The sequence below is a fragment of the Pseudomonas sp. 8_5_2 genome (assembly GCF_059295255.1).
The window spans coordinates 2,083,437-2,104,162 of record NZ_CM181238.1; the positions used below are offsets into that span (position 1 = coordinate 2,083,437).

Consider the following 20,726-nt stretch of genomic DNA (forward strand, 5'->3'; position numbering starts at 1 on the left):
CAAGCCTCGATCAAGTTACTGATCAATGGACAACAGCCGCTTCGGGGTTGCTCAGCCCAACAGCGCGACCGACTTGATCTGGGCAAACAGCATCTGCCCCGGGTGCAAGCCCAGCTGGTCAGCCGAGAAGCGCGTGATGCGGGCCAGCAGGGGGCTGCCGCCGGCATCCAGGCTGACCAGCACATGCGCGGGGTTCTCGGCCGGTCGGCTTTCGCGCACGCGCACCGCCAAGCGGTTGAGAATGCTCGAGGTGCTGTCGGCTGCCAGCGCCAGGCTGACGTCACGGGCCTGTACCTTGACGCGCAAGGTGCTGCCCATCACATGCGCCGGGTGAGCGATGCGCAGCAACGGCCCAGTGCTACCGGGCAGGCGCAGGTCGAGCAGGTCGTAGTACGGGTCGTGGCCCACCACCATGCCCTCGAACACCACGCCGGCATCCTCGCCCTGGGCCAGCGACAGGTCGAGGCGGGCCAAGGTTTCGCCAATCGGGCCGCTGGCCACCGCCTGGCCTTGCTCCAGCAGCACCAGGTGGTCGGCCAGCCGCGCCACTTCATCCTGGGCGTGGCTGACGTACACCAGCGGGATGTCCAGTTCGTCGTGCAGGCGCTCCAGGTAGGGCAGGATCTCGCGCTTTCGCGGCCCATCGAGGGCAGCCAGAGGCTCGTCCATCAACAACAGGCGCGGGCTGCTGAGCAGGGCGCGGGCAATGCCTACCCGCTGCGCCTCGCCCCCGGACAAGGTGGCGGGGCGGCGTTGCAGCAGGTGGCCGATCCCCAGCAGCTGGCTGGCCTGGTCGAGGCTGACCTTGCGTTCAGCCGGGGCCACCCGGCGCCAGCCGAACTCCAGGTTGCCACGTACCGACAGGTGCGGGAACAGGCTGGCCTCCTGGAACACGTAGCCCACCGGGCGCAGGTGCGGTGCCTGGAAGTAGCCGCGGTCGCTGTCTTCCCAGACTTCACCGTTGACCTCGATATAGGCGCTGGCAGCCCGCTCCAGCCCGGCCAGGCAGCGCAGGCAGCTGGTCTTGCCCGAGCCCGAGTGGCCGAACAGCGCGCTGATGCCGCGCCCTGGCAGTAGCAGGTCGACATCCAGGGTAAATTCGTCGCGCGCCAGTTTCAGGCGCGCCACAATCGATGCGGTCATTTCAGCTCCAGCCAGCCTTGCCGCGGCGTCCGGCGTACAGCAGGAGCAGCACCAGGAAAGAGAACACCAGCATGGCACCGGCCAGCCAGTGGGCTTGCGAATACTCCATGGCCTCGACGTGATCGAAGATCTGTACCGAAACCACGCGGGTCTTGTCAGGGATGTTGCCACCGATCATCAGCACCACACCGAATTCGCCCACCGTGTGGGCGAAGCCGAGGATGCTGGCGGTGATGAAGCCGGGCCGCGCCAGGGGCAGCACCACATGGACGAACGTGTCCCAAGGGCTGGCACGCAGTGTCGCCGCCACTTCCAGCGGGCGCTGGCCGATGGCGCCGAAGGCGTTCTGCAGCGGCTGGACCACGAATGGCAGGGAATACACCGTAGAACCGATCACCAGGCCGGTGAAGCTGAATACCACGGTGCCCAGGCCCAGTGCCTGGGTCGCCTGGCCCAGCCAGCCGTGCGGGCCGAGGGCGATCAGCAGGTAGAAGCCGATCACCGTTGGCGGCAGCACCAGCGGCAGCGCCACCACGGCGCCCACCGGCCCGCGCAGCCAGGAGCGCGTGCGCGCCAGCCACCAGGCGATGGGTGTGCCGATAATCAGCAGGATCAGGGTGGTCAGGCTGGCCAGCTTGATGGTCAGCCAGATGGCACCCAGGTCACTGGCGTCCAGTGGCATCAGATTTCATAGCCGTAGGCCTTGATCACTGCAGCGGCTTTCGGGCCTTTCAGGTAATCGACCAGGGCCTTGGCGGCCGGATTGTCCTTGCCTTTGTCGAGAATGACGGCGTCCTGGCGGATCGGGTCGTGCAGTTCGGAAGGGACGATCCAGGCCGAGCCGTTGGTGACCTTGCCGTCCTTGTAGATTTGCGACAGCGCCACGAAGCCCAGCTCGGCGTTGCCGGTGGAAACGAACTGGAAGGCCTGGGTGATGTTCTGGCCTTCGACGATCTTGCCCTTGGTGGCGTCAGTCAGCTTGAGCTTGTCCAGAACCTGGGTGGCAGCCAGGCCATAAGGCGCAGCTTTCGGGTTGGCGATGGACAGGTGCTTGTACGCGTTCATTTTCAGCACGTCGCCTTTGGCGTCTACATAACCGTCCTGGGCCGACCACAAGGCCAAGGTGCCGATGGCGTAGGTGAAGCGCGAACCCGGGACGATTGCCTTTTCCTGTTCAAGCTTGGCCGGGGTGCTGTCATCTGCGGCGAGGAACACTTCGAACGGGGCACCGTTCTTGATCTGTGCGTAGAACTGCCCGGTAGCACCATAGGCGGCGACCAGCTTGTGGCCGGTGTCCTTCTCGAAATCCTTGGCGATGGCCTGGATCGGCGCTGTAAAGTTTGCTGCGACCGCAACCTGGACTTCATCGGCCCAGGCAGTGTTGAAGGCGAACAGGCTGGCCAGGGCGGTGACGGCCAGGCAGGACGGGCGGACACGCATGAATACAGCTCCTTGGGGTTATCGTTATGGCCTTAACTATATAGCGGTAGGCCATTTGCCGGGAAGGGGCTGATCGATTCGCCCGCGAAAGGGCCAAACCTGCTTAAGAAGATGCCTGACACCCGACCATTGCCAGCGCCTTGCAGGCAATTTCGCGGGTCAATTCGCCAGCGGGCATATGCCTGCCCAGGCGCAGCGCCTGCCCCGACCACAGGTTGCTGAAGTCGCTGTTGCCCTGCGGCTCGGTGATCGCACGCAGGGGCATCAATGCCCCGCCCGCCAGCGGAAAGCGCGGGGCCAGGTCATTCATCGGTCCCAGTTCGCGCATGATGCGGTTATTGATACCCCGCGCCGGGCGACCGGTGAACAGGTTGGTCAGCGCCGTGTCGCTGGCAGGGGCGCTGTCCAGGGCCCGGCGATGCGCTGGCGAAACCTTGGCTTCGGGGCAGAACAGGTAAGCCGTGCCGATCTGCACGGCCGCAGCGCCCAGGGCCAGTGCTGCCACCAGGCCGCGGTGGTCGCCAATGCCGCCAGCGGCAATCACCGGCACGCTGACCGCGTCGGCCACCTGCGGCACCAGGGCAAAGGTGCCGATCTGGCTGGTGATGTCGCTGCTCAGGAACATGCCGCGGTGGCCGCCGGCCTCATAGCCCATGGCGATGATCGCGTCACAGCCATTGCGCTCCAGCCAGACGGCCTCTTCCACGGTGGTGGCGCTGGACAGTACCTTGGCACCGCTGGCCTTGACCCGTTGCAGCAGGTCGGCCTGGGGCAAGCCGAAGTGGAAGCTCACCACTTCCGGGCGCAACGCCTCGACCAGTTGGCAGCTCTGCTCATCGAACGGCGCGCGGTTGGACACTGGCGTGGGCGCCGCGAAATCGGCACCCACTTCACGGTAATAAGGTTCAAGCGCCTGCTTCCAGCGTGCGTCGTGCTCGGCATCGGGCGCTGGCGGCTGGTGGCAGAAGAAGTTCAGGTTCAGTGGGCGGCCCGGGCAGCCGCTGCGAAAGGCGGCGATCTCGGCGCGCACCTGTTCGCCCGTAAGCATGGCGCAGGGCAGGGCGCCCAACCCGCCAGCCAGGCCCACGGCAATCGCCATCGGCGCGCCGGTTGCACCCGCCATGGGCGCCTGGAGCACAGGCAACTCGATGCCCAGCAGGTCGAGGATACGGCGGTCGGGCCAATGGCTCATGCGATTCTCCTTGCGCGGGGCTGGCGGTGCGGCGGGGCTCACGGCAGTTTTACAGGGCCTTGCTGACCTGGATGTCGCTGATCTTGTCGGCGTCGTCGCCGTGGATCTTGCGCAGGGCATCGAGGGCTTGCTCGAGAGAGGCATCGGGCATCAGCGCGAAGTCCCAGCGGCGCTCGCCGTCGAGCTTGTATTTGATGACGTACTTGATGATCTGGGTCATGGTGGCCTTATCTGAGTTTCGACGACGAACGACGGATGATCTTGATCTTGTGGGTCAGGGTCGGCTTGCGGGTGACCGAGATCGGGCGGGTGGTCACGGTATCGATGGTGATGTTCCAGAAGCCGGTGCTGGGCACCGTGATCTTTGCCGGGAACTGCTCGAAATGGCCGCCGTGGTAAGTGTGACGGCCGCCATTCTTGAAGCTGCGGAAGTTGGCGTCGTTCATCAGGCGGATATTGCAGCGCTGGGAGCACTCGACGACGACGATGTCGTCTTCGTTGAGATGCTCGCGCTGGTGTACGAATTTCATGTGATGCTCCGCAAGGTTTGGATCTGCAAAGGCAAAAGATACCACGATGTGTCGATACACTGCCGCGCTGTTCGCCGGGCGTGGATAAATCTGCCAGTACGAGGAGCAAAATCGCCTGGTCGTGGTCGAACCGAATTCTTGATGGCGGAGGTGCTGCAAATGAAGTGGATGGTGGCGGCGTTGTCGGTAGCGCTGGGTGGCTGTGTCAGTGTTGCAGAACTGGAACAGTCGCATGAAACACTGGATGTGATGTCTGGCAAGAGCCCGCGCGAGTATGCCGATTGCATCAAGCAGAAGCTGGCCGAGACCCGCGACCCGCTGACCGAAGAGCAGCGTGGGGATGGCCTGCGGCTGATCGTGCCGCAGAAGATCACCTCGGGGGTGGGCCCGGCGGCGCTGGTGGACATCGACAAGCGTGGCAGTGGCAGCAGCATCACGCTGCACGAACGGTTGAACAACTTCCCGCTGCGCTTGGGTGATGTGCGCACGGCGGCTACCCAATGCATCTCCGGAAATTGATCTGGGGCAAGTAACAGGCGGTTAAGCGGCCCTTGGCCATGGCTTGGCCCGCCTTGGCGTTGTTGCGATCTCCCTGGCAGGGATAGTATCCATTTGCTTATGTTTTTTAAGCCTAAGCTTATAACAAAAGAAATGGAGGTTCGTGATGACAGCGTTGAGTCGCGTCGTGGTCAGCAGCCTGCTGATCCTGGCCTGGCCCGCGGTACAAGCCGCTGACGGCCAGAAAGTCTTCAATCAGGGCGGGGCCAACCCCGCTGCCATGGCCTGCCTCGGTTGCCATGGCGCGGATGGCAAGGGCATTGCCGCCGCCGGGTTTCCACGATTGGCCGGGCTCCCGGCCGGTTACCTCGGCAAGCAATTGCATGACTGGCGCAGCGGCAGCCGCAAGCATGCGGTGATGGAGCCGCTGGCCAAGGCCCTGAGCGAGGATGAAATCAAGGCGGTCAGCGGCTACCTGGCCAGCTTGCCAGCAGACCCCGCAGGTGACCTGCGCCGCCAGCAGATCGCCGATGACCCCACAACGCGCATGGCCCTTTACGGTGACTGGAGCCGAAAGATCCCGGGCTGCGTGCAATGCCACGGCCCTGGTGGCGGTGGGGTTGGCGAGCATTTTCCACCCTTGGCCGGCCAGCCCGCCAGCTACCTGGTGGCGCAGCTCGATGCCTGGCGCGACGGTAGCCGCCGCAATGACCCCAACCAGCTGATGGTCGGCGTGGCCAAGGCCATGACCGATGCCGAGATCAAGGCCATCGCCGAATTCTTTGCCCGCCCCGCCAGCCAGGAGGTCACGCCATGAAACGGATGACTCCGGCGTTATTGCTGCTGGCCATGGCCAGCGCCCAGGCCACACCGATCGCCATGGAAGACCAGTCGCAGTTGAGGGTGCCCGGCGTGCAGGCCGCGCCGCAGTTCGTGCCCCCCGCTGAAAGCGAGCTGCCTGATAATGCCTTTGGCAAGGCGGTGCGTGAGGGCCATGCCTTGTTCGTCGACACCCGCCGGTTGATGCCGGAGGCCGTGGGCAATGGCATGAACTGCAGCAACTGCCACCTCGATCAGGGGCGGCTGGCGCACTCCGCACCCTTGTGGGGCGCTTACCCGATGTACCCGGCCTACCGCAAGAAAAACGACAAGGTCAACACCTATGCCGAACGTATCCAGGGGTGCTTCCAGTTCAGCATGAACGGCAAGCCGCCTGCCGCTGACAGCCCGCAGATGACGGCGCTGGCGGTGTATGCGTACTGGCTTTCGACCAAGGCGCCGACCGGTGTCGAGATTGCCGGGCGCGGTTACCCTGAGGTTGCACAGCCTAAAGGCGGATACGACTTCACGCGCGGTCAGCAGGTGTACCGTGAGCAGTGCGCGATTTGCCACGGCGACAATGGAGAAGGCCAGCAGGTGGCGGGCGAGTACGTGATGCCGCCGCTGTGGGGCAAGGATGCCTACAACTGGGGCGCCGGCATGCACCGGATCAACACCGCAGCGTCGTTCATCAAGTACAACATGCCGCTGGGCAAGCCGGGCAGCCTCAGTGATCAGCAGGCCTGGGACGTGGCGGCGTGGATCAATCGCCATGAACGCCCGCAGGACCCGCGGTTGGTGGACGGCTCCATCGAGAAGACGCGGGTGAAGTTTCATGCCAATGACGGGGTGAACCTGTATGGGCAGAAGGTGGATGGCGTGCTGATCGGGCAGGGGACCGGCGGTTGATGTGTCGCCTGTGCCGGCCTCAGCGCGGGTGAACCCGCTGCCACAGGGCGAGCGCGACCCTGGGAAAAGGCCGGTGCAGGCTGCCAGATTCGGCTGTCATCCAACGGTCATGTATGACGGTAATATTTACGATCCGCCGGAACTATCTACACTGGGTTATCTCTATCATCCCAACGATCGGCCAGGGGTGGGGCATTGTAAGGTGACTGCCGCCTGATTAGACTGCGCCGAATCCCACAGGCCTAGCCTTTTGTAAGGACGTATATGATCAAAAAATGCTTGTTCCCGGCAGCCGGCTACGGCACCCGCTTCCTGCCTGCTACCAAAGCCATGCCCAAGGAAATGCTGCCGGTGGTCAACAAGCCACTGATCCAGTATGGCGTTGAAGAAGCATTGGATGCCGGTCTGAGCGAGATTTCCATCGTCACCGGCCGCGGCAAGCGCGCCCTGGAAGACCACTTCGACATCAGCTACGAGCTGGAAAACCAGATCAAGGGCACCGACAAGGAAAAATACCTGGTCGGTATCCGTCGTCTGCTCGACGAGTGTTCGTTCTCCTACACCCGCCAGACCGAAATGAAAGGCCTGGGTCACGCCATCCTTACCGGCCGCCCGCTGATCGGCGACGAGCCGTTCGCCGTGGTGCTGGCGGACGACCTGTGCGTCAACCCCGAAGGTGACGGCGTGCTGACCCAGATGGTCAAGCTGTACAACCAGTTCCGCTGCTCGATCATCGCCATCCAGGAAGTCGACCCGCAGGAAACCAACAAGTACGGCGTCATCGCCGGTGACATGATCCGCGACGATATCTTCCGTGTTACCAACATGGTCGAGAAGCCGGCTCCGGAGGACGCGCCGTCCAACCTGGCGATCATCGGCCGCTACATCCTGACCCCCGATATCTTCGATATCATCCAGAACACCCCGCCAGGCAAAGGCGGCGAAATCCAGATCACCGACGCGCTGATGCAGCAGGCTCAGAACGGCTGCGTGATTGCCTACAAGTTCAAGGGCCAGCGTTTCGATTGCGGTGGCGCCGAGGGCTACATCGACGCGACCAACTTCTGCTTCGAGAACTACTACAAGACTGGCAAGGCTTACTGATAAGCCCTGCTGGCCTGATGAAAGCCACCCTTGCGGGTGGCTTTTTTGTTGTGCGCCAGGCATGGCGCGTTGCGCGTAAGCGCAACCTGCTTGGCTGTGGTGGCCGAGCGGGTGACTTGGAGGTGAAAGTCCTCGACACACCCGGCAAGGGGAAGTGTTAGCCGGAGGCAAGGGTGTCGCGGGCGACTGCGAATCTGAAGGAAGCCCGAGGCAAAATGCTGGCCTGACGAACAGGAAGCGGATCAGGCGGCACAGCGGGGTCAGGCGGCAACAATCGCCAAAGCCCAATACTTGCACGGAGCGCTGTGACGTAAATCCGACAGGCATAAGCAGGAAGGTCGCGCGAATTACCCTGGGAGATCTGTACGCTTGCCATAGTGCTACCGAGCGTCGAGAGGCGACGGGATGAGCGTGCAGAAGTCAGCCGAAGCCGTAGTAAGTGGCGGTTAACCGCGCCACCAAGGGCCGAACAGGTTATGCCGCTAGTAGGCGTCACTGTCTCGTTGGTAGCCGTAATGCAGAAATTTCCTACAACGGAATCTGTCACTCCGAATCCCGGCCAGAAGCCGAGGGTGATGCCTGACAGTGCAAAGGTGCCGGCGGCGTCAGCGACGTGGACGAACGCAGAGCCGGACACGCTGATGGAGCGGGTGCTTGCACCGGCCAACCTCAGGCGTGCGTATCAACGCGTGGTTAGCAACAAGGGGGCTCCGGGTGCTGATGGCATGACGGTCGCTGACTTGGCGGGCTACGTGAAACAGTATTGGCCAACCCTCAAGGCCAGGTTGCTGGCCGGTGAATACCATCCCCAAGCAGTGCGAGCGGTTGAAATTCCCAAGCCGCAGGGCGGCACACGGCAACTGGGAATCCCCACCGTCGTGGATCGCCTGATCCAGCAAGCACTGCAGCAGCAGCTCACACTTATCTTCGACCCACTGTTCTCGGACTACAGCTATGGTTTTCGTCCGGGCAGAAGTACGCATCAAGCCATCGAGATGGCTCGTGCTCATGTGACAGCGGGACACCGCTGGTGCGTGGAAATCGATCTGGAGAAGTTCTTCGATCGAGTCAACCACGACATCCTGATGGCCTGTATCGAGCGCCGGGTCAAAGATAAGTGCGTACTCAGGCTTATCCGCCGCTACCTTGAAGCGGGAGTCATGTCAGGCGGTGTCGTCAGCCCACGGCAGGAGGGGACGCCGCAAGGCGGCCCGCTCTCGCCGCTGCTGTCGAATATCCTGCTCGACGAACTTGACCGCGAACTGGAACGGCGGGGTCACCGCTTCGTGCGCTATGCCGATGACGCGAACATTTATGTACGCAGCCCTCGGGCTGGCGAACGGGTACTGGCCAGTGTCGAACGCTTCCTGAATCAACGTTTGAAACTGACGGTGAATCAGAAGAAGAGTCGAGTCGCGAGAGCCTGGAAGTGTGACTACTTGGGCTATGGGATGAGCTGGCATCAGCAGCCAAGGCTGCGGGTGGCAACGACGAGCCTGGGTCGCCTGCGCGACCGGCTCGCAGAGCTGCTACGCGGTGCACGGGGTCGCAAGATGACGAATACCATCGAGCGGATAAACCCTGTCCTGCGAGGCTGGGCGGGTTACTTCAAGCTTAGCCAGAGCAAACGGCCACTTGAGGAACTGGATGGCTGGATCAGGCACAAACTCCGCTGTGCCATCTGGCGCCAATGGAAGCAGCCCTCTACGAGGGCGCGCAACCTGATGCGTCTGGGCTTGAGCGAAGAGCGTGCCTGTAAATCGGTCTGTAACGGCCGAGGCCCGTGGTGGAACTCGGGGCCGCCACATATGAATCAGGCGCTGCCGAAGAAGCTATGGGATCGACTCGGACTGGTCTCGATACTGGATACGATCAACCGGCTTAGCCGCATAGCTTGAACCGCCGTGTACGGAACCGTACGCACGGTGGTGTGAGAGGACGGCGGGTGCGAGCCCGCCTCCTACTCGATTGCGGCGGCCAACGGCGTTATGCTGGGCGCCTGCCTAGGAGACTGAATACATGGCCTACGATTTTGATCTGTTCGTGATTGGCGCCGGGTCCGGCGGTGTGCGCGCGGCGCGCTTTGCTGCGGGCTTTGGCGCAAAAGTGGCGGTGGCTGAAAGTCGCTACCTTGGTGGCACCTGCGTCAACGTCGGGTGCGTGCCGAAAAAGCTGCTGGTGTACGGCGCGCACGTCGCCGACGAGCTGGAGCAAGCCGCAGGTTTTGGCTGGACCCTCGAAGAAGGGCATTTCGATTGGGGCACGCTGATTGCGAACAAGAACCGCGAAATCGAGCGCCTCAACGGCATCTACCGCAACTTGCTGGTCAACAGCGGGGTGACCCTGCTGCAGGGCCATGCGCGCATGACCGGTGCCAATGAAGTCGAAGTCGACGGCAAGTGCTACACCGCCGAACACATCCTGATTGCCACCGGTGGCTGGCCGCAGGTGCCGGACATTCCGGGCAAGGAACTGGCCATCACCTCCAACGAAGCCTTCTACCTCAAGGCGTTGCCACGCCGGGTGCTGGTGGTGGGTGGCGGCTACATCGCCGTCGAGTTCGCCGGGATCTTCCAGGGCCTGGGGGCTGCTACCACGCTGTTGTACCGTGGCGACCTGTTCCTGCGTGGGTTTGACGGTTCGGTGCGCACGCACCTCAAGGAAGAGCTGGAAAAGCGCGGCCTCGTCCTGCAGTTCAATGCGGACATCCAGCGCATCGACAAGCTTGAGGACGGCAGCCTCAAGGCCACCCTCAAGGATGGTCGCGAGCTGCTGGCCGACTGTGTGTTCTACGCCACAGGCCGGCGCCCGATGCTGGACAACCTGGGCCTGGAAAACACCGGCGTCGAGCTGGATGCGCGCGGTTTCATCCGCGTCGATGAGCAGTACCAGACCACCGCGCCGTCGATCCTTGCCATTGGCGATGTGATCGGCCGTGTGCAGCTTACCCCGGTAGCCCTCGCCGAAGGCATGGCTGTGGCGCGGCGCCTGTTCAAGCCGGAGCAATATCGCCCGGTGGACTACCAGAACATCCCCACCGCAGTGTTCAGCCAGCCGCCAATCGGTACCGTGGGCCTGACCGAGGAGCAGGCGCTGGACGCTGGCCACAAGGTGCAGGTGTTCGAGAGTCGCTTCCGCGCCATGAAGCTGACCCTGACAGACATTCAGGAAAAAACCCTGATGAAGCTGGTGGTCGATGCCGAGACCGACAAGGTGCTGGGTTGCCACATGGTTGGCCCCGATGCCGGCGAGATCATCCAGGGCCTGGGCATTGCCCTGAAGGCGGGGGCGACCAAGCAGCAGTTCGACGAAACCATCGGCGTGCACCCGACGGCGGCAGAAGAGTTCGTAACCATGCGCACCGTGACCCGCTGATCACCCGGCGCAGATTCATGCTGCAGGAGCACCCTTGTGCTGCGAAGAGGCCGACATGGGAGCAGGTGGTCTGTTGCCATGCCGGCCTTTTCGCAGCACAAGGCTGATCCTGCCCGAGCGATGTGCGGCCATGGAGCCTGCGCAATCCTTTGCTCAGCCCATTCCCTTCTATTAATAAACCCCGGTTATAGCCAAAACCAATCACAAGCATGAGCTTTGCCAATGAGCCTTGAACGGGATGAACGGTTAGGATTCTTTCCATCAACTGATTCCAACCCCATGAAGGAGCGTCTCTCATGCCAATCATCAACAGCCAGGTCAAACCGTTCAACGCCACCGCCTACCACAAGGGCGAGTTCGTTCAGGTCAGCGAAGCCGACCTGAAAGGCAAGTGGTCCGTCGTGTTCTTCTACCCGGCCGACTTCACCTTCGTCTGCCCGACCGAACTGGGTGACCTTGCCGACAACTACGCCGAGTTCCAGAAGCTGGGCGTGGAAATCTACGGCGTGTCCACCGACACCCACTTCACCCACAAAGCCTGGCACGACACTTCGGACACCATCGGCAAGATCCAGTACCCGCTGATCGGTGACCCGACCCACGTTATCTCGCGCAACTTCGACGTGCTGATCGAAGAAGCCGGCCTGGCCGATCGCGGTACCTTCGTGATCAACCCGGAAGGCCAGATCAAGATCGTCGAACTGAACGACGGTGGTGTAGGCCGCGATGCTGCCGAGCTGCTGCGCAAAGTGAAGGCTGCCCAGTACGTTGCCGCTCACCCAGGCGAAGTGTGCCCGGCCAAGTGGAAAGAAGGCGAAGCCACCCTGGCGCCATCGCTGGACCTGGTCGGCAAGATCTAAGGCCATGTGCCAGTCGCGGGCGGTAGCCAGCCGCCAAAGCTGAAGTTTCTCCCGCCCCGTAAAAACGCCCGGGCGAACTCGCCTGGGCGTTTTTGTATCCGAGTTTTGAAAAAAGGAATCGCCCCGTATGTTGGACGCCACGCTTAAATCGCAACTGAAAACCTACCTGGAGCGGGTCACCCAGCCGATCGAGATCGTTGCCTCCCTCGACGACGGCGCGAAGTCCCGCGAATTGCATGACCTGCTGGTGGAAATTGCCAGCCTGTCTAGCCTGATTACCTTCAGCGCGGACGGCACCGACGCCCGTCGTCCCTCGTTCTCGCTGAGCCGCCCGGGTGCTGCCCTTGATGGCAGAAGCATCAGCCTGCGCTTCGCCGGCATCCCCATGGGCCACGAATTCACCTCGCTGGTGCTGGCGCTGCTGCAAGTTGGCGGCCACCCGTCCAAGGCCAGCGCCGAAGTGATCGAGCAGATCCAGGCGCTGGAAGGCGAATTCAACTTCGAAACCTACTTCTCGCTGTCGTGCCAGAACTGCCCGGATGTGGTCCAGGCGCTGAACCTGATGGCCGTGCTCAACCCCAACGTGCGCCACGTGGCCATCGACGGTGCGCTGTTCCAGGCAGAAGTGGAATCGCGCAAGATCATGGCGGTGCCGAGCATCTACCTGAATGGCGAAGTATTCGGCCAGGGCCGCATGGGCCTGGAAGAAATCCTCGGCAAGATCGACACCAGTGCCGGGGCTCGCCAGGCCGAGAAAATCAACGCCAAGGACGCGTTCGACGTGCTGGTGGTCGGCGGTGGCCCAGCGGGCGCGGCAGCTGCCATCTACGCCGCACGTAAAGGCATCCGTACCGGGGTTGCCGCCGAACGCTTCGGCGGCCAGGTACTCGATACCCTGGCCATCGAGAACTTCATTTCGGTGCAGGAAACCGAAGGGCCGAAGCTGGCCACGGCGCTGGAAGAGCACGTCAAGCAGTACGACGTGGACATCATGAACCTGCAGCGCGGCGAAGCGTTGATCCCGGCTACAGACGGCGGGCTGCACGAAGTTCGCCTGGCTGGCGGCGCTGCGCTCAGGGCCAAGACCGTGATCCTGGCCACTGGCGCGCGCTGGCGGGAAATGAACGTGCCCGGTGAGCAGGAGTACCGCGGCCGCGGCGTGGCCTACTGCCCGCACTGTGACGGCCCGCTGTTCAAGGGCAAGCGTGTGGCCGTGATTGGTGGCGGTAACTCGGGTGTGGAAGCGGCCATCGACCTGGCTGGTATCGTCGCCCAAGTGACGCTGATCGAGTTCGATAGCCAGCTGCGTGCCGATGCGGTCTTGCAACGCAAGTTGCACAGCCTGCCGAACGTGAAGGTGATCACCAGTGCGCTGACCAGCGAGGTGTTGGGCAATGGTGAGAAAGTGACCGGCCTGCGCTACAAGGATCGCACCACCGATCAACAACATGAGGTGGCGCTGGAAGGCATTTTCGTACAGATCGGCTTGCTGCCGAATACCGATTGGCTGAAGGGTACCGTCGAGCTATCGCCGCGTGGCGAGATCATCGTCGATGCCAAGGGCCAGACCAGTATTCCGGGTGTGTTTGCGGCAGGTGACGTGACCACTGTGCCGTACAAGCAGATTGTGATTGCGGTGGGTGAGGGGGCCAAGGCTTCGCTGGCGGCTTTCGATCACCTGATCCGGACGTCGGCGCCGGCGTAAGCCTGCACTGGCCCTCTCGCCGGCAAGCCAGCTCCCACAGGTGATCGCAGAATTCAGATCTGTGGTGCACTTGTGGGAGCTGGCTTGCCGGCGAGAGGGCCTTCGAAGGCTGAGGGTGTCTATGATTAGTGCAGACCCCTCAGGAATCACACCCATGACCCTGATCAGCCGCGAACCCTGGTGGCTAGTCCCTCCAAAGCCCGGCCAGCGAGAGCAGGACCTGCACTGGGGCTACCTCGAGATCTACGCCGACGGCCGCACCGTGTTCGTCGACCAGCGCCCTAGTGACCGGGAGCTGGCCGAGCGCAAGAGTTGTCGCAACTTCCCCGACCCCGAACCCTGATCGCTCAGCCGCCCAGTTCGGTCAGGCGTGCTTCGAGGGCTGCGATGCGCGCCTCAAGGGCTTCGATCCGCTCCTCCGCCACAGTGCCAGCGCTGCTGCGTGCACTGCCTTCGTGCTGGCGTGCGGCCAGAATCGCCTCGATTTCCGCCGGGTCACCCAGGGCATGGGTGTAGCGGTCTTCGCGCTGGCCTGCCTGGCGTGGCAGGTGCACGGCAAGGTCGCGTGAGATCAGGCGCTCCAGCTGGTGCTGGATCTGTTCGGTGTCATCGAATTCGTGCAGGCGGTTGCTGCGGGTGAGCAGTTCGTTGAGGGTTTGCGGCCCACGCAGGAACATCAGGCCCATCAGTATCAGCTGCGCCGGCACCAGTTCCAGCGCTTTGTCCACCCGGTGTTCCCAGCGGTCGGCGCGGCTGCCCATCTGCAGACGGGTCATGCCCTGGCCTTCAAGGGCGCGCAGGGCCTGGCCGACCTGACCTTGGGTAAGGTTCATCACCGGCTCGCGGCTGGTCTTCTGGTTGCAGGCCAAAAGCAGGGCGTTGAGGGTCAGCGGGTAGCTTTCCGGGCTGGTGGCCTGCTTTTCGATCAGTGAGCCAAGGACCCGGATCTCGATGCTGCTGAAGCGGCCTTCACCTGCGGTTTCGTGTTCTGACATGGCCCTGTCTCATTACTGGGGAAAGGCCACTAGCCTAGGTAAAGCGCCAGGCTTAAGCAATCACTGGCATCATCGCCGGCAAGCCAGCCCCCACAGGACTGCATACGAGCTGAGGGCGATACGATCCATGTGGGAGCTGGCTTGCTGGCGAAAGGGCCGCAACGCGGCCCCGGCAATCTCAAGCGTTACGCTGTACTTCGGCTTGGCACGCCGCTGCGGTAAACAGCACATCAGTCGAAGAATTCAGCGCCGTTTCGGCCGAATCCTGCAGCACGCCGATGATGAAACCTACTGCCACCACCTGCATGGCAACCTCGCTGGGGATACCAAACAGGCTGCAGGCCAGTGGAATCAGCAGCAGCGAGCCACCGGCCACACCCGAGGCGCCGCAGGCGCACACCGCCGCCACCACGCTGAGCAGCACGGCAGTCGGCATGTCCACCGGAATGCCCAGGGTATGCACGGCCGCCAGGGTCAGCACGGTAATGGTGATCGCCGCACCGGCCATGTTGATGGTCGCGCCCAGTGGGATCGACACCGAGTAGGTATCTTCATGCAGCCCAAGACGCTGCGACAGCGCCAGGTTGACCGGGATGTTGGCCGCCGAGCTGCGGGTGAAGAATGCGGTGATCCCGCTTTCGCGCAGGCACAGCAGGGTCAGCGGGTAGGGGTTGCGGCGGATTTTGCAGAACACGATCAGCGGGTTCATTACCAGCGCCACGAACAGCATGCAGCCAATCAGCACCGCCAGCAGGTGCAGGTAGCCGAGCAGGGCGTCCAGGCCCGACTGGGCCAGGGTGGAGCTGACCAGGCCGAAGATGCCCAGCGGCGCGAAGCGGATGACCACGCGCACGATCAACGTCACGCCATTGGACAGGTCCTCGACCACGGTACGGGTGGTTTCGCCAGCATGGCGCAGGGCCACGCCCAGGCCGATGGCCCAGGTCAGGATGCCGATGAAGTTGGCGTTCATCAGCGCATTGATCGGGTTGTCGACGGCGCTTAACACCAGGTTCTGCAGCACCTCGGCAATGCCCCCAGGGGCGCTCAACGAGGCATCGCCGGCGCTCAGCGCCAGGGTCGACGGAAACAGCATGCTGGCAACCACCGCTACCACTGCCGCCGCGAAGGTGCCCAGCAGGTACAGCCAGAGGATCGGACGGATATGGGTTTCCTGGCCATGGCGATGGTTGGCAATCGAGGCCATCACCAGGATGAACACCAGGACGGGCGCCACCGCCTTGAGCGCGCTGACGAACACTTTGCCGAGGAAGCCCAGGTCGTTGGCGACGGCGGGCGCAAGCAGGGCCAGGACAATACCGGCGAGCAGGCCGATGACGATCTGGGTCACCAGGCTGACGCGATTGAGAAGGTGGAGGACAGGGGTCATGTGCAGCGAGGTCTCGGAATCCGGAAAGGGCAGGACTTTACCATAGACCTCTGTAGGGCTGTTCCGGCCACTTCTCCATCAACGGCCCCTGATGGCTACCAATGAAACAGCTCCCGCCGCGCCCCCTCGGTAATCGCCACGATGCCCGGGTGCTTGACCTTGCGCTCCACCGAAATGGCATAGAACGACTCGTGCACGGCGTCGGTCTGCCCGACCAGTTGCACGCCATACTGGCGGCACACTTCATCGGCAATCACGCTGGGTGCCACGAATATACCGCTGCCCGACTGCCCGAATGCCTGCATCAAGGCGCTGTCATCGAACTCGCCGACAATCCTGGGCTGCACCTGCTGCTCGCCCAGCCAGCGCAGCAGGCGGCTGCGCACCACGGTTTCCTGGCCAGGGATGAGCAGTGGTGCGTCCTGCAAGCAGGCAGGGAAGGCGCCGGCATGACGCTGTGCCAGCGCGGGCGTGGCGAAGAAGCTCAGCCCGCACTCACCCAGCTTCTGGCTGTAGCCCTTGATGTCCAGGTGGCTGGGCATGGGGCTGTCGGAGATAACCAGGTCCAGCCGCTGGATCGCCAGGTCACCCAGCAACCGTTCGAGCTTGTCTTCGCGGCAGTTGATGCGCAGCACGTCGTCCAGTTCCATGGTCGGGGCCAGCAGGCGATAGACGATGGACTTGGGCACCACGTCAGCCACCCCCACCCGGAACAGTATCTGCTCTTGTGGGCCAGCCCGCAGCATGGCCTCCAGTTCGCTGCCCAGCTGGAACATCTGCTCGGCATAGATCAGCGTCTGGCGCCCGGTTTCGGTCAGTTCCAGTTGCCGGCCCACGCGCTGGAACAGGTCCAGGCCGTAGGTGTGTTCGAACAGGCTGATCTGCCCGCTGATGGTTTGCGGGGTCAGGTTCAGTTGTTCGCTGGCGCGGGCGACGCTGCCGGTCTTGGCCACCGCCCAGAAATAGTGCAACTGCCGATAGTTGAGCATCGGAGCTTTTCCCGATTCGTAAAAGCCGAAGTATAACCGCTGAAAATACGAATTTTCCTGATGTATTGCGTTGGCTAGAATTCTCCACCATCAGGCGCCCTGTGCGCCGCCGGAATATCGACAAGCGAGGAACCCATGCTGCAATTCAAATCCATCGGCACGCCGCTGGTGCTAGCCTTGGCCCTGTTCACCCTGGCCGGTTGCGACCAGGCCGAGAAATCTGCCCAGCAGATGCTCGACCAGGCGGCGCAGTCGGCCAAACAGGCCATCGATGACACCAACAAGGCCGCCCAGCAAGCGTTGAACGAGGCTATCGGCACTGAAGGGCAGAAGCCCAAGGACGCCGAAAACAAAAAACAAGACACCCAGGAAATCTGACCCCAACCGCCGCTGCAGGACTTGAACAATGGAATACTTGCTGGAACTCGCCGCTAGCCCTACCGCCTGGGTCGCCCTGGCTACGCTGGTAGCCATGGAAGTCGTACTGGGCATCGACAACCTGATCTTCATCTCCATCCTGACCAACAAGCTGCCGGTGGAGTACCGCTCCAAGGCACGGCGTATCGGTATCAGCATGGCCCTGGTGATGCGCCTGGCCTTGCTCAGCACGGTGGCCTGGATCGTGCAGCTGACCGACCCGGTGTTCGAGGTGTTCGGCAATGCGTTCTCGTGGAAGGACGTGATCCTGATTGCTGGTGGCCTGTTCCTGCTGTGGAAGGCAACCAAGGAGATTCACGAAAACGTCGACCCGCATGGCGCCAAGGAAGAAGCCAAGGTGGGTTCGACAGTTACCCTGGGCTTTGCTGCGGCAATCTTCCAGATCCTGCTGCTGGACATTGTCTTCTCGGTCGACAGCATCATCACCGCCGTGGGCATGACCGAGCACCTGCCGATCATGATCATCGCCGTGATCACTGCGGTCATCGTGATGATGGTGGCTGCCGACCCGCTGGCCAACTTCATCAACGACAACCCGACCGTGGTCATGCTGGCGCTGGGCTTCCTGATCATGATCGGCATGACCCTGATCGCCGAAGGCTTTGGCGCCCATGTACCGAAAGGTTATGTGTATGCGGCCATGGCGTTCTCGACGGTGATCGAGATGCTCAACATCTTCGCCCGCCGGGCGCGCATGAAGCGCGAGGCGGCGGAAGGTTGATGTGAAAACGGGGCGCGTTGCGCCCCGTTTGCGGGCCTCGGGTAATGCTCAGATCAGTGCACTCCGGCATGCCGCCCCGTGCGGCGCACGGTTTGCGGCTTGGCCGGGGTTTGGGGTGGCAGGTGGTGGGCATGACGCCGCACGATACGCAGTACACCCCACAACATGGCGGCTGCGACGCTCAGCCACATACCCACCAGCATGAGGATTGCCAAGGTCAGGCTCATCTGTGCCTCCATCTCTACAGCAAGCGCTCGGGGATGCCAGCGCTCGCGTTCCAGACACAGCTTTAGTCTAGCTCGGCCCGTGTGACGTTCCATCGAATAAAGCCCTGCGCTTTGGTCCGATTCGCTTCAAGCGGCTGTCGGACTATACCCGCGCCGCCGTGGGACCTATGATCGGTGCCCAGAGCCGGGCGCTGCCTGCCTGGCGTTGGAACAAGCGAGTGTCCATGGAGCACGTTTCCTGCAAGTCGCCATTCACTGGCTCGCGGCGGTTGCTGCTGGCGTGCCTGATTGCGGTAACCCTGGCTGGCTGTGCCGGCACGCCTCCCGGCAATCTGAAGGGCCTGCCGCAACGGGTCGAGATCAGCAGCGTGCCCTTCTACCGTGGCAACGCCAACCACAGCGGCGCCATGGCCCTGGCGGCGGTGCTGTCGCAACAGGGCGCGCCGATCACCCCTGGGCTGCTGGACAAACCGCTGAACCTGCCCCAGGGCGCCGAAACACTGGACAGCGGCATCCCCCGCGTGGCGCGGGACTACGGCATGGTGGTGTACCCGTTGGACAAGCAACTGGACGCGCTGTTGACCCAGGTAGCGGCGGGCAACCCGGTGTTGCTGCGTTATGAGGACGGTTCGGCCTGGTGGAGCGAGCCACGCTATGCCGTGCTGATCGGGTATGACCGCTACAAGCAGCGGGTGCTATTGCGCTCGGGCATGCACCGGCGGCAGGTGATGGCGTTCGATGATTTTGTCTCGGCGTGGGCCAAGCAGGGAAGTTGGGCGGTGCTGGTGCAGCCACCGCGCCAGTTGCCGGCCCAGGTCGACCGCCAGCGTTGGTTGCAGGCTGCGGATGAGCTGGCGCGGGCGGGGCAGGAGATTGCGGCGAAGCAGGCCGTGAACAGCCTGAACAAATAAGTGTGCCGCTGCCGGAACGCCAGTCAGTCAAGCAATTGGGGCCGCTTTGCAGCCCATCGCATTCAAGCCATGCTCCGTACTTGTGGGAGCATGGCTTGCCGGCGACGGGCTGCGCAGCAGCCCCATTAGCCTTTTGACTGGCATTAGCCGCTACCGGCCTGCCTGCATCAGAAGCCCAGGCGATCGCGCAGGCTGTAGTACCAGGCACCGATGGCGCTGAACGGTACGCGCAGCATCTGGCCACCCGGGAACGGGTAGTGCGGCAGGCCGGCGAAGGCATCGAAACGCTCGGCCTGGCCACGCAGAGCCTCGGCCAGCACCTTGCCCGCCAGGTGGGTGTAGGTGACGCCGTGGCCCGAGCAGCCCTGGGAGTAGTAGATATTGTCGCCGATACGGCCGACCTGCGGCAGGCGCGATAGCGTCAGCAAGAAGTTACCGGTCCAGGCGTAGTCGATTTTCACGTTCTTCAGCTGCGGGAACGCCTTGATCATCTTCGGACGGATGATCGCCTCGATGTTGGCCGGGTCACGCGCGCCGTATACCACGCCACCGCCGAAGATCAGGCGCTTGTCGCTGGTCAGGCGGTAGTAGTCGAGCAGGTAGTTGCAGTCCTCGACGCAGTAGTCCTGTGGCAGCAGCGTGCGCGCCAGTTCCTCGCCCAGTGGCTCGGTGGTGATCACCTGGGTGCCGCATGGCATCGACTTGGCGGCCAGCTCGGGTACCAGGTTGCCCAGGTAGGCGTTGCCGGCGACGATGATGAACTTGGCGCGGACCTTGCCCTGCGGGGTGTGTACGACCGGGTTGGCACCGCGCTCGATACGAATGGCCGGGGTTTGCTCATAGATGATGCCGCCCAGCGACTCGACCGCAGCGGCTTCGCCCAGTGCCAGGTTGAGCGGGTGGATGTGGCCGCCGCTCATGTCGAGCATGCCACCGATGTAGCTGTCGCAGGCAACCACTTCGCGGATGCGCTTCTGGTCCATCAGCTCCAGCTGATTATGGCCAAAGCGTTCCCACAGGCGTTTTTGCGACTCCAGGTGGCCCATCTGCTTGCTGGTGATGGCGGCGAATACGCCACCGTCTTTCAGGTCGCACTGAATGTTGTACTTGGCCACGCGCTCACGAATGATGCGCCCGCCTTCGAAAGCCATGTGGCCCAGCAGTTGAGCCTGCTGGGGGCCGACGGTGCGTTCGATGACGTCGATGTCGCGGCTGTAGCTGTTGACGATCTGGCCGCCGTTGCGGCCCGATGCGCCAAAGCCCACCTTGGCCGCTTCGACAATGCTCACCTTGAAGCCGTTTTCCAGCAGGAACAGCGCGCTGGACAGGCCGGTGTAGCCGGCACCGATGATACAGACATCGGTTTCCACCTCACCCTGCAGCGCCGGACGTGGCGGCACCGGGTTGGCCGAGGCGGCGTAGTAGGACTGGGGGTAGGGGGTGTTAGCCATGCTGCAGGAACCTCTGTGTTTTATATTTT

23 protein-coding genes are annotated in these 20,726 nt (G+C 62.9%); 12 read left to right on the forward strand and 11 right to left on the reverse strand.

Annotated features, from left to right (window positions below; genetic code table 11):
• Nucleotides 1–51 precede the first annotated feature (51 nt).
• From modC to AC5O5R_RS09585, 6 genes are all read right to left on the reverse strand, one after another.
• Nucleotides 52–1,143 (reverse strand): molybdenum ABC transporter ATP-binding protein, encoded by a 1,092-nt coding sequence (modC, locus tag AC5O5R_RS09560; protein ID WP_172218899.1) that lies wholly within the window; start codon nt 1,141–1,143, stop codon nt 52–54.
• A 1-nt stretch (nt 1,144) separates the two neighbouring features.
• Nucleotides 1,145–1,825: a molybdate ABC transporter permease subunit gene (gene modB, locus AC5O5R_RS09565; RefSeq protein ID WP_172218884.1), complete on the reverse strand. Its 681-nt coding sequence runs from the start codon at nt 1,823–1,825 to the stop codon at nt 1,145–1,147.
• On the reverse strand, nt 1,825–2,583 hold the full coding sequence (gene modA / locus AC5O5R_RS09570) for a molybdate ABC transporter substrate-binding protein (protein WP_494515222.1): 759 nt from the start codon (nt 2,581–2,583) through the stop codon (nt 1,825–1,827). The genes modB and modA overlap by 1 nt, the downstream gene beginning before the upstream one ends.
• A gap of 103 nt (nt 2,584–2,686) precedes the next feature.
• A complete protein-coding gene (locus AC5O5R_RS09575) occupies nt 2,687–3,775 on the reverse strand; it encodes an NAD(P)H-dependent flavin oxidoreductase (protein ID WP_172218872.1) in 1,089 nt (362 codons plus the stop codon).
• A 49-nt stretch (nt 3,776–3,824) separates the two neighbouring features.
• Nucleotides 3,825–3,995, reverse strand: a complete 171-nt coding sequence (locus AC5O5R_RS09580; protein ID WP_172218871.1) for a hypothetical protein — start codon at nt 3,993–3,995, stop codon at nt 3,825–3,827.
• Nucleotides 3,996–4,002: 7 nt separating this feature from the next.
• Nucleotides 4,003–4,305, reverse strand: a complete 303-nt coding sequence (locus tag AC5O5R_RS09585) for a DUF1883 domain-containing protein (RefSeq protein WP_172218870.1) — start codon at nt 4,303–4,305, stop codon at nt 4,003–4,005.
• A gap of 159 nt (nt 4,306–4,464) precedes the next feature.
• Between AC5O5R_RS09585 and AC5O5R_RS09590 the strand changes: the two genes are divergently transcribed.
• The 9 genes from AC5O5R_RS09590 to AC5O5R_RS09630 all read left to right on the forward strand — a co-directional run bounded on the left by AC5O5R_RS09590 (nt 4,465) and on the right by AC5O5R_RS09630 (nt 13,918).
• Complete coding sequence (locus AC5O5R_RS09590; protein ID WP_172285319.1) at nt 4,465–4,824, forward strand: hypothetical protein; 360 nt, start codon at nt 4,465–4,467, stop codon at nt 4,822–4,824.
• A gap of 145 nt (nt 4,825–4,969) precedes the next feature.
• Complete coding sequence (locus AC5O5R_RS09595; RefSeq protein ID WP_172231046.1) at nt 4,970–5,620, forward strand: c-type cytochrome; 651 nt, start codon at nt 4,970–4,972, stop codon at nt 5,618–5,620.
• Entirely contained in the window at nt 5,617–6,531 is a 915-nt protein-coding gene (locus AC5O5R_RS09600; protein WP_172231043.1) for a c-type cytochrome, read from the forward strand. Before AC5O5R_RS09595 ends, AC5O5R_RS09600 begins: the two co-directional genes overlap by 4 nt.
• Nucleotides 6,532–6,795: 264 nt before the next feature.
• Nucleotides 6,796–7,635, forward strand: coding sequence for a UTP--glucose-1-phosphate uridylyltransferase GalU (gene galU / locus AC5O5R_RS09605; protein ID WP_172231040.1), 840 nt, complete (start codon nt 6,796–6,798; stop codon nt 7,633–7,635).
• Between the two features lie 476 nt (nt 7,636–8,111).
• The gene (ltrA, locus tag AC5O5R_RS09610; RefSeq protein WP_494515223.1) at nt 8,112–9,533 is read left to right on the forward strand and encodes a group II intron reverse transcriptase/maturase; all 1,422 of its coding nucleotides are present in this window, start codon (nt 8,112–8,114) and stop codon (nt 9,531–9,533) included.
• Between the two features lie 121 nt (nt 9,534–9,654).
• On the forward strand, nt 9,655–11,010 hold the full coding sequence (gene gorA / locus AC5O5R_RS09615) for a glutathione-disulfide reductase (protein WP_494515224.1): 1,356 nt from the start codon (nt 9,655–9,657) through the stop codon (nt 11,008–11,010).
• A gap of 296 nt (nt 11,011–11,306) precedes the next feature.
• Nucleotides 11,307–11,870, forward strand: a complete 564-nt coding sequence (ahpC, locus tag AC5O5R_RS09620; protein WP_004375926.1) for an alkyl hydroperoxide reductase subunit C — start codon at nt 11,307–11,309, stop codon at nt 11,868–11,870.
• 127 nt (nt 11,871–11,997) lie between these two features.
• Nucleotides 11,998–13,575: an alkyl hydroperoxide reductase subunit F gene (ahpF, locus tag AC5O5R_RS09625; protein WP_172287252.1), complete on the forward strand. Its 1,578-nt coding sequence runs from the start codon at nt 11,998–12,000 to the stop codon at nt 13,573–13,575.
• A gap of 154 nt (nt 13,576–13,729) precedes the next feature.
• The gene (locus tag AC5O5R_RS09630) at nt 13,730–13,918 is read left to right on the forward strand and encodes a hypothetical protein (RefSeq protein WP_172231016.1); all 189 of its coding nucleotides are present in this window, start codon (nt 13,730–13,732) and stop codon (nt 13,916–13,918) included.
• A 4-nt stretch (nt 13,919–13,922) separates the two neighbouring features.
• Here AC5O5R_RS09630 and AC5O5R_RS09635 read toward each other — a convergent pair whose 3' ends face one another.
• From AC5O5R_RS09635 to nhaR, 3 genes are all read right to left on the reverse strand, one after another.
• Nucleotides 13,923–14,570 carry a YceH family protein gene (locus AC5O5R_RS09635; protein WP_172287251.1) on the reverse strand — a complete coding sequence of 216 codons (648 nt, stop codon included), beginning with the start codon at nt 14,568–14,570 and terminating at the stop codon, nt 13,923–13,925.
• A gap of 178 nt (nt 14,571–14,748) precedes the next feature.
• Nucleotides 14,749–15,960 carry a serine/threonine transporter SstT gene (gene sstT / locus AC5O5R_RS09640; RefSeq protein ID WP_172231022.1) on the reverse strand — a complete coding sequence of 404 codons (1,212 nt, stop codon included), beginning with the start codon at nt 15,958–15,960 and terminating at the stop codon, nt 14,749–14,751.
• Nucleotides 15,961–16,055: 95 nt separating this feature from the next.
• Nucleotides 16,056–16,949, reverse strand: a complete 894-nt coding sequence (gene nhaR, locus AC5O5R_RS09645) for a transcriptional activator NhaR (RefSeq protein WP_172231025.1) — start codon at nt 16,947–16,949, stop codon at nt 16,056–16,058.
• 135 nt (nt 16,950–17,084) lie between these two features.
• Here nhaR and AC5O5R_RS09650 point away from each other — a divergent pair, with 135 nt between their 5' ends.
• Together AC5O5R_RS09650 and AC5O5R_RS09655 are read left to right on the forward strand one after the other, a co-directional pair.
• Nucleotides 17,085–17,327: a hypothetical protein gene (locus AC5O5R_RS09650; protein WP_172231028.1), complete on the forward strand. Its 243-nt coding sequence runs from the start codon at nt 17,085–17,087 to the stop codon at nt 17,325–17,327.
• A gap of 28 nt (nt 17,328–17,355) precedes the next feature.
• On the forward strand, nt 17,356–18,108 hold the full coding sequence (locus tag AC5O5R_RS09655) for a TerC family protein (protein WP_172287250.1): 753 nt from the start codon (nt 17,356–17,358) through the stop codon (nt 18,106–18,108).
• A gap of 53 nt (nt 18,109–18,161) precedes the next feature.
• On the opposite strand, the gene AC5O5R_RS09660 is transcribed toward AC5O5R_RS09655, so the two are convergent.
• The gene (locus AC5O5R_RS09660; protein WP_172232841.1) at nt 18,162–18,335 is read right to left on the reverse strand and encodes a hypothetical protein; all 174 of its coding nucleotides are present in this window, start codon (nt 18,333–18,335) and stop codon (nt 18,162–18,164) included.
• Nucleotides 18,336–18,502: 167 nt separating this feature from the next.
• On the opposite strand from AC5O5R_RS09660, the gene AC5O5R_RS09665 reads away from it, so the two are divergent.
• Nucleotides 18,503–19,246, forward strand: coding sequence for a peptidase C39 family protein (locus AC5O5R_RS09665; RefSeq protein ID WP_172232844.1), 744 nt, complete (start codon nt 18,503–18,505; stop codon nt 19,244–19,246).
• A gap of 167 nt (nt 19,247–19,413) precedes the next feature.
• Here AC5O5R_RS09665 and AC5O5R_RS09670 read toward each other — a convergent pair whose 3' ends face one another.
• On the reverse strand, nt 19,414–20,697 hold the full coding sequence (locus AC5O5R_RS09670; protein ID WP_172287248.1) for an NAD(P)/FAD-dependent oxidoreductase: 1,284 nt from the start codon (nt 20,695–20,697) through the stop codon (nt 19,414–19,416).
• Between the last annotated feature and the right edge of the window lie 29 nt (nt 20,698–20,726).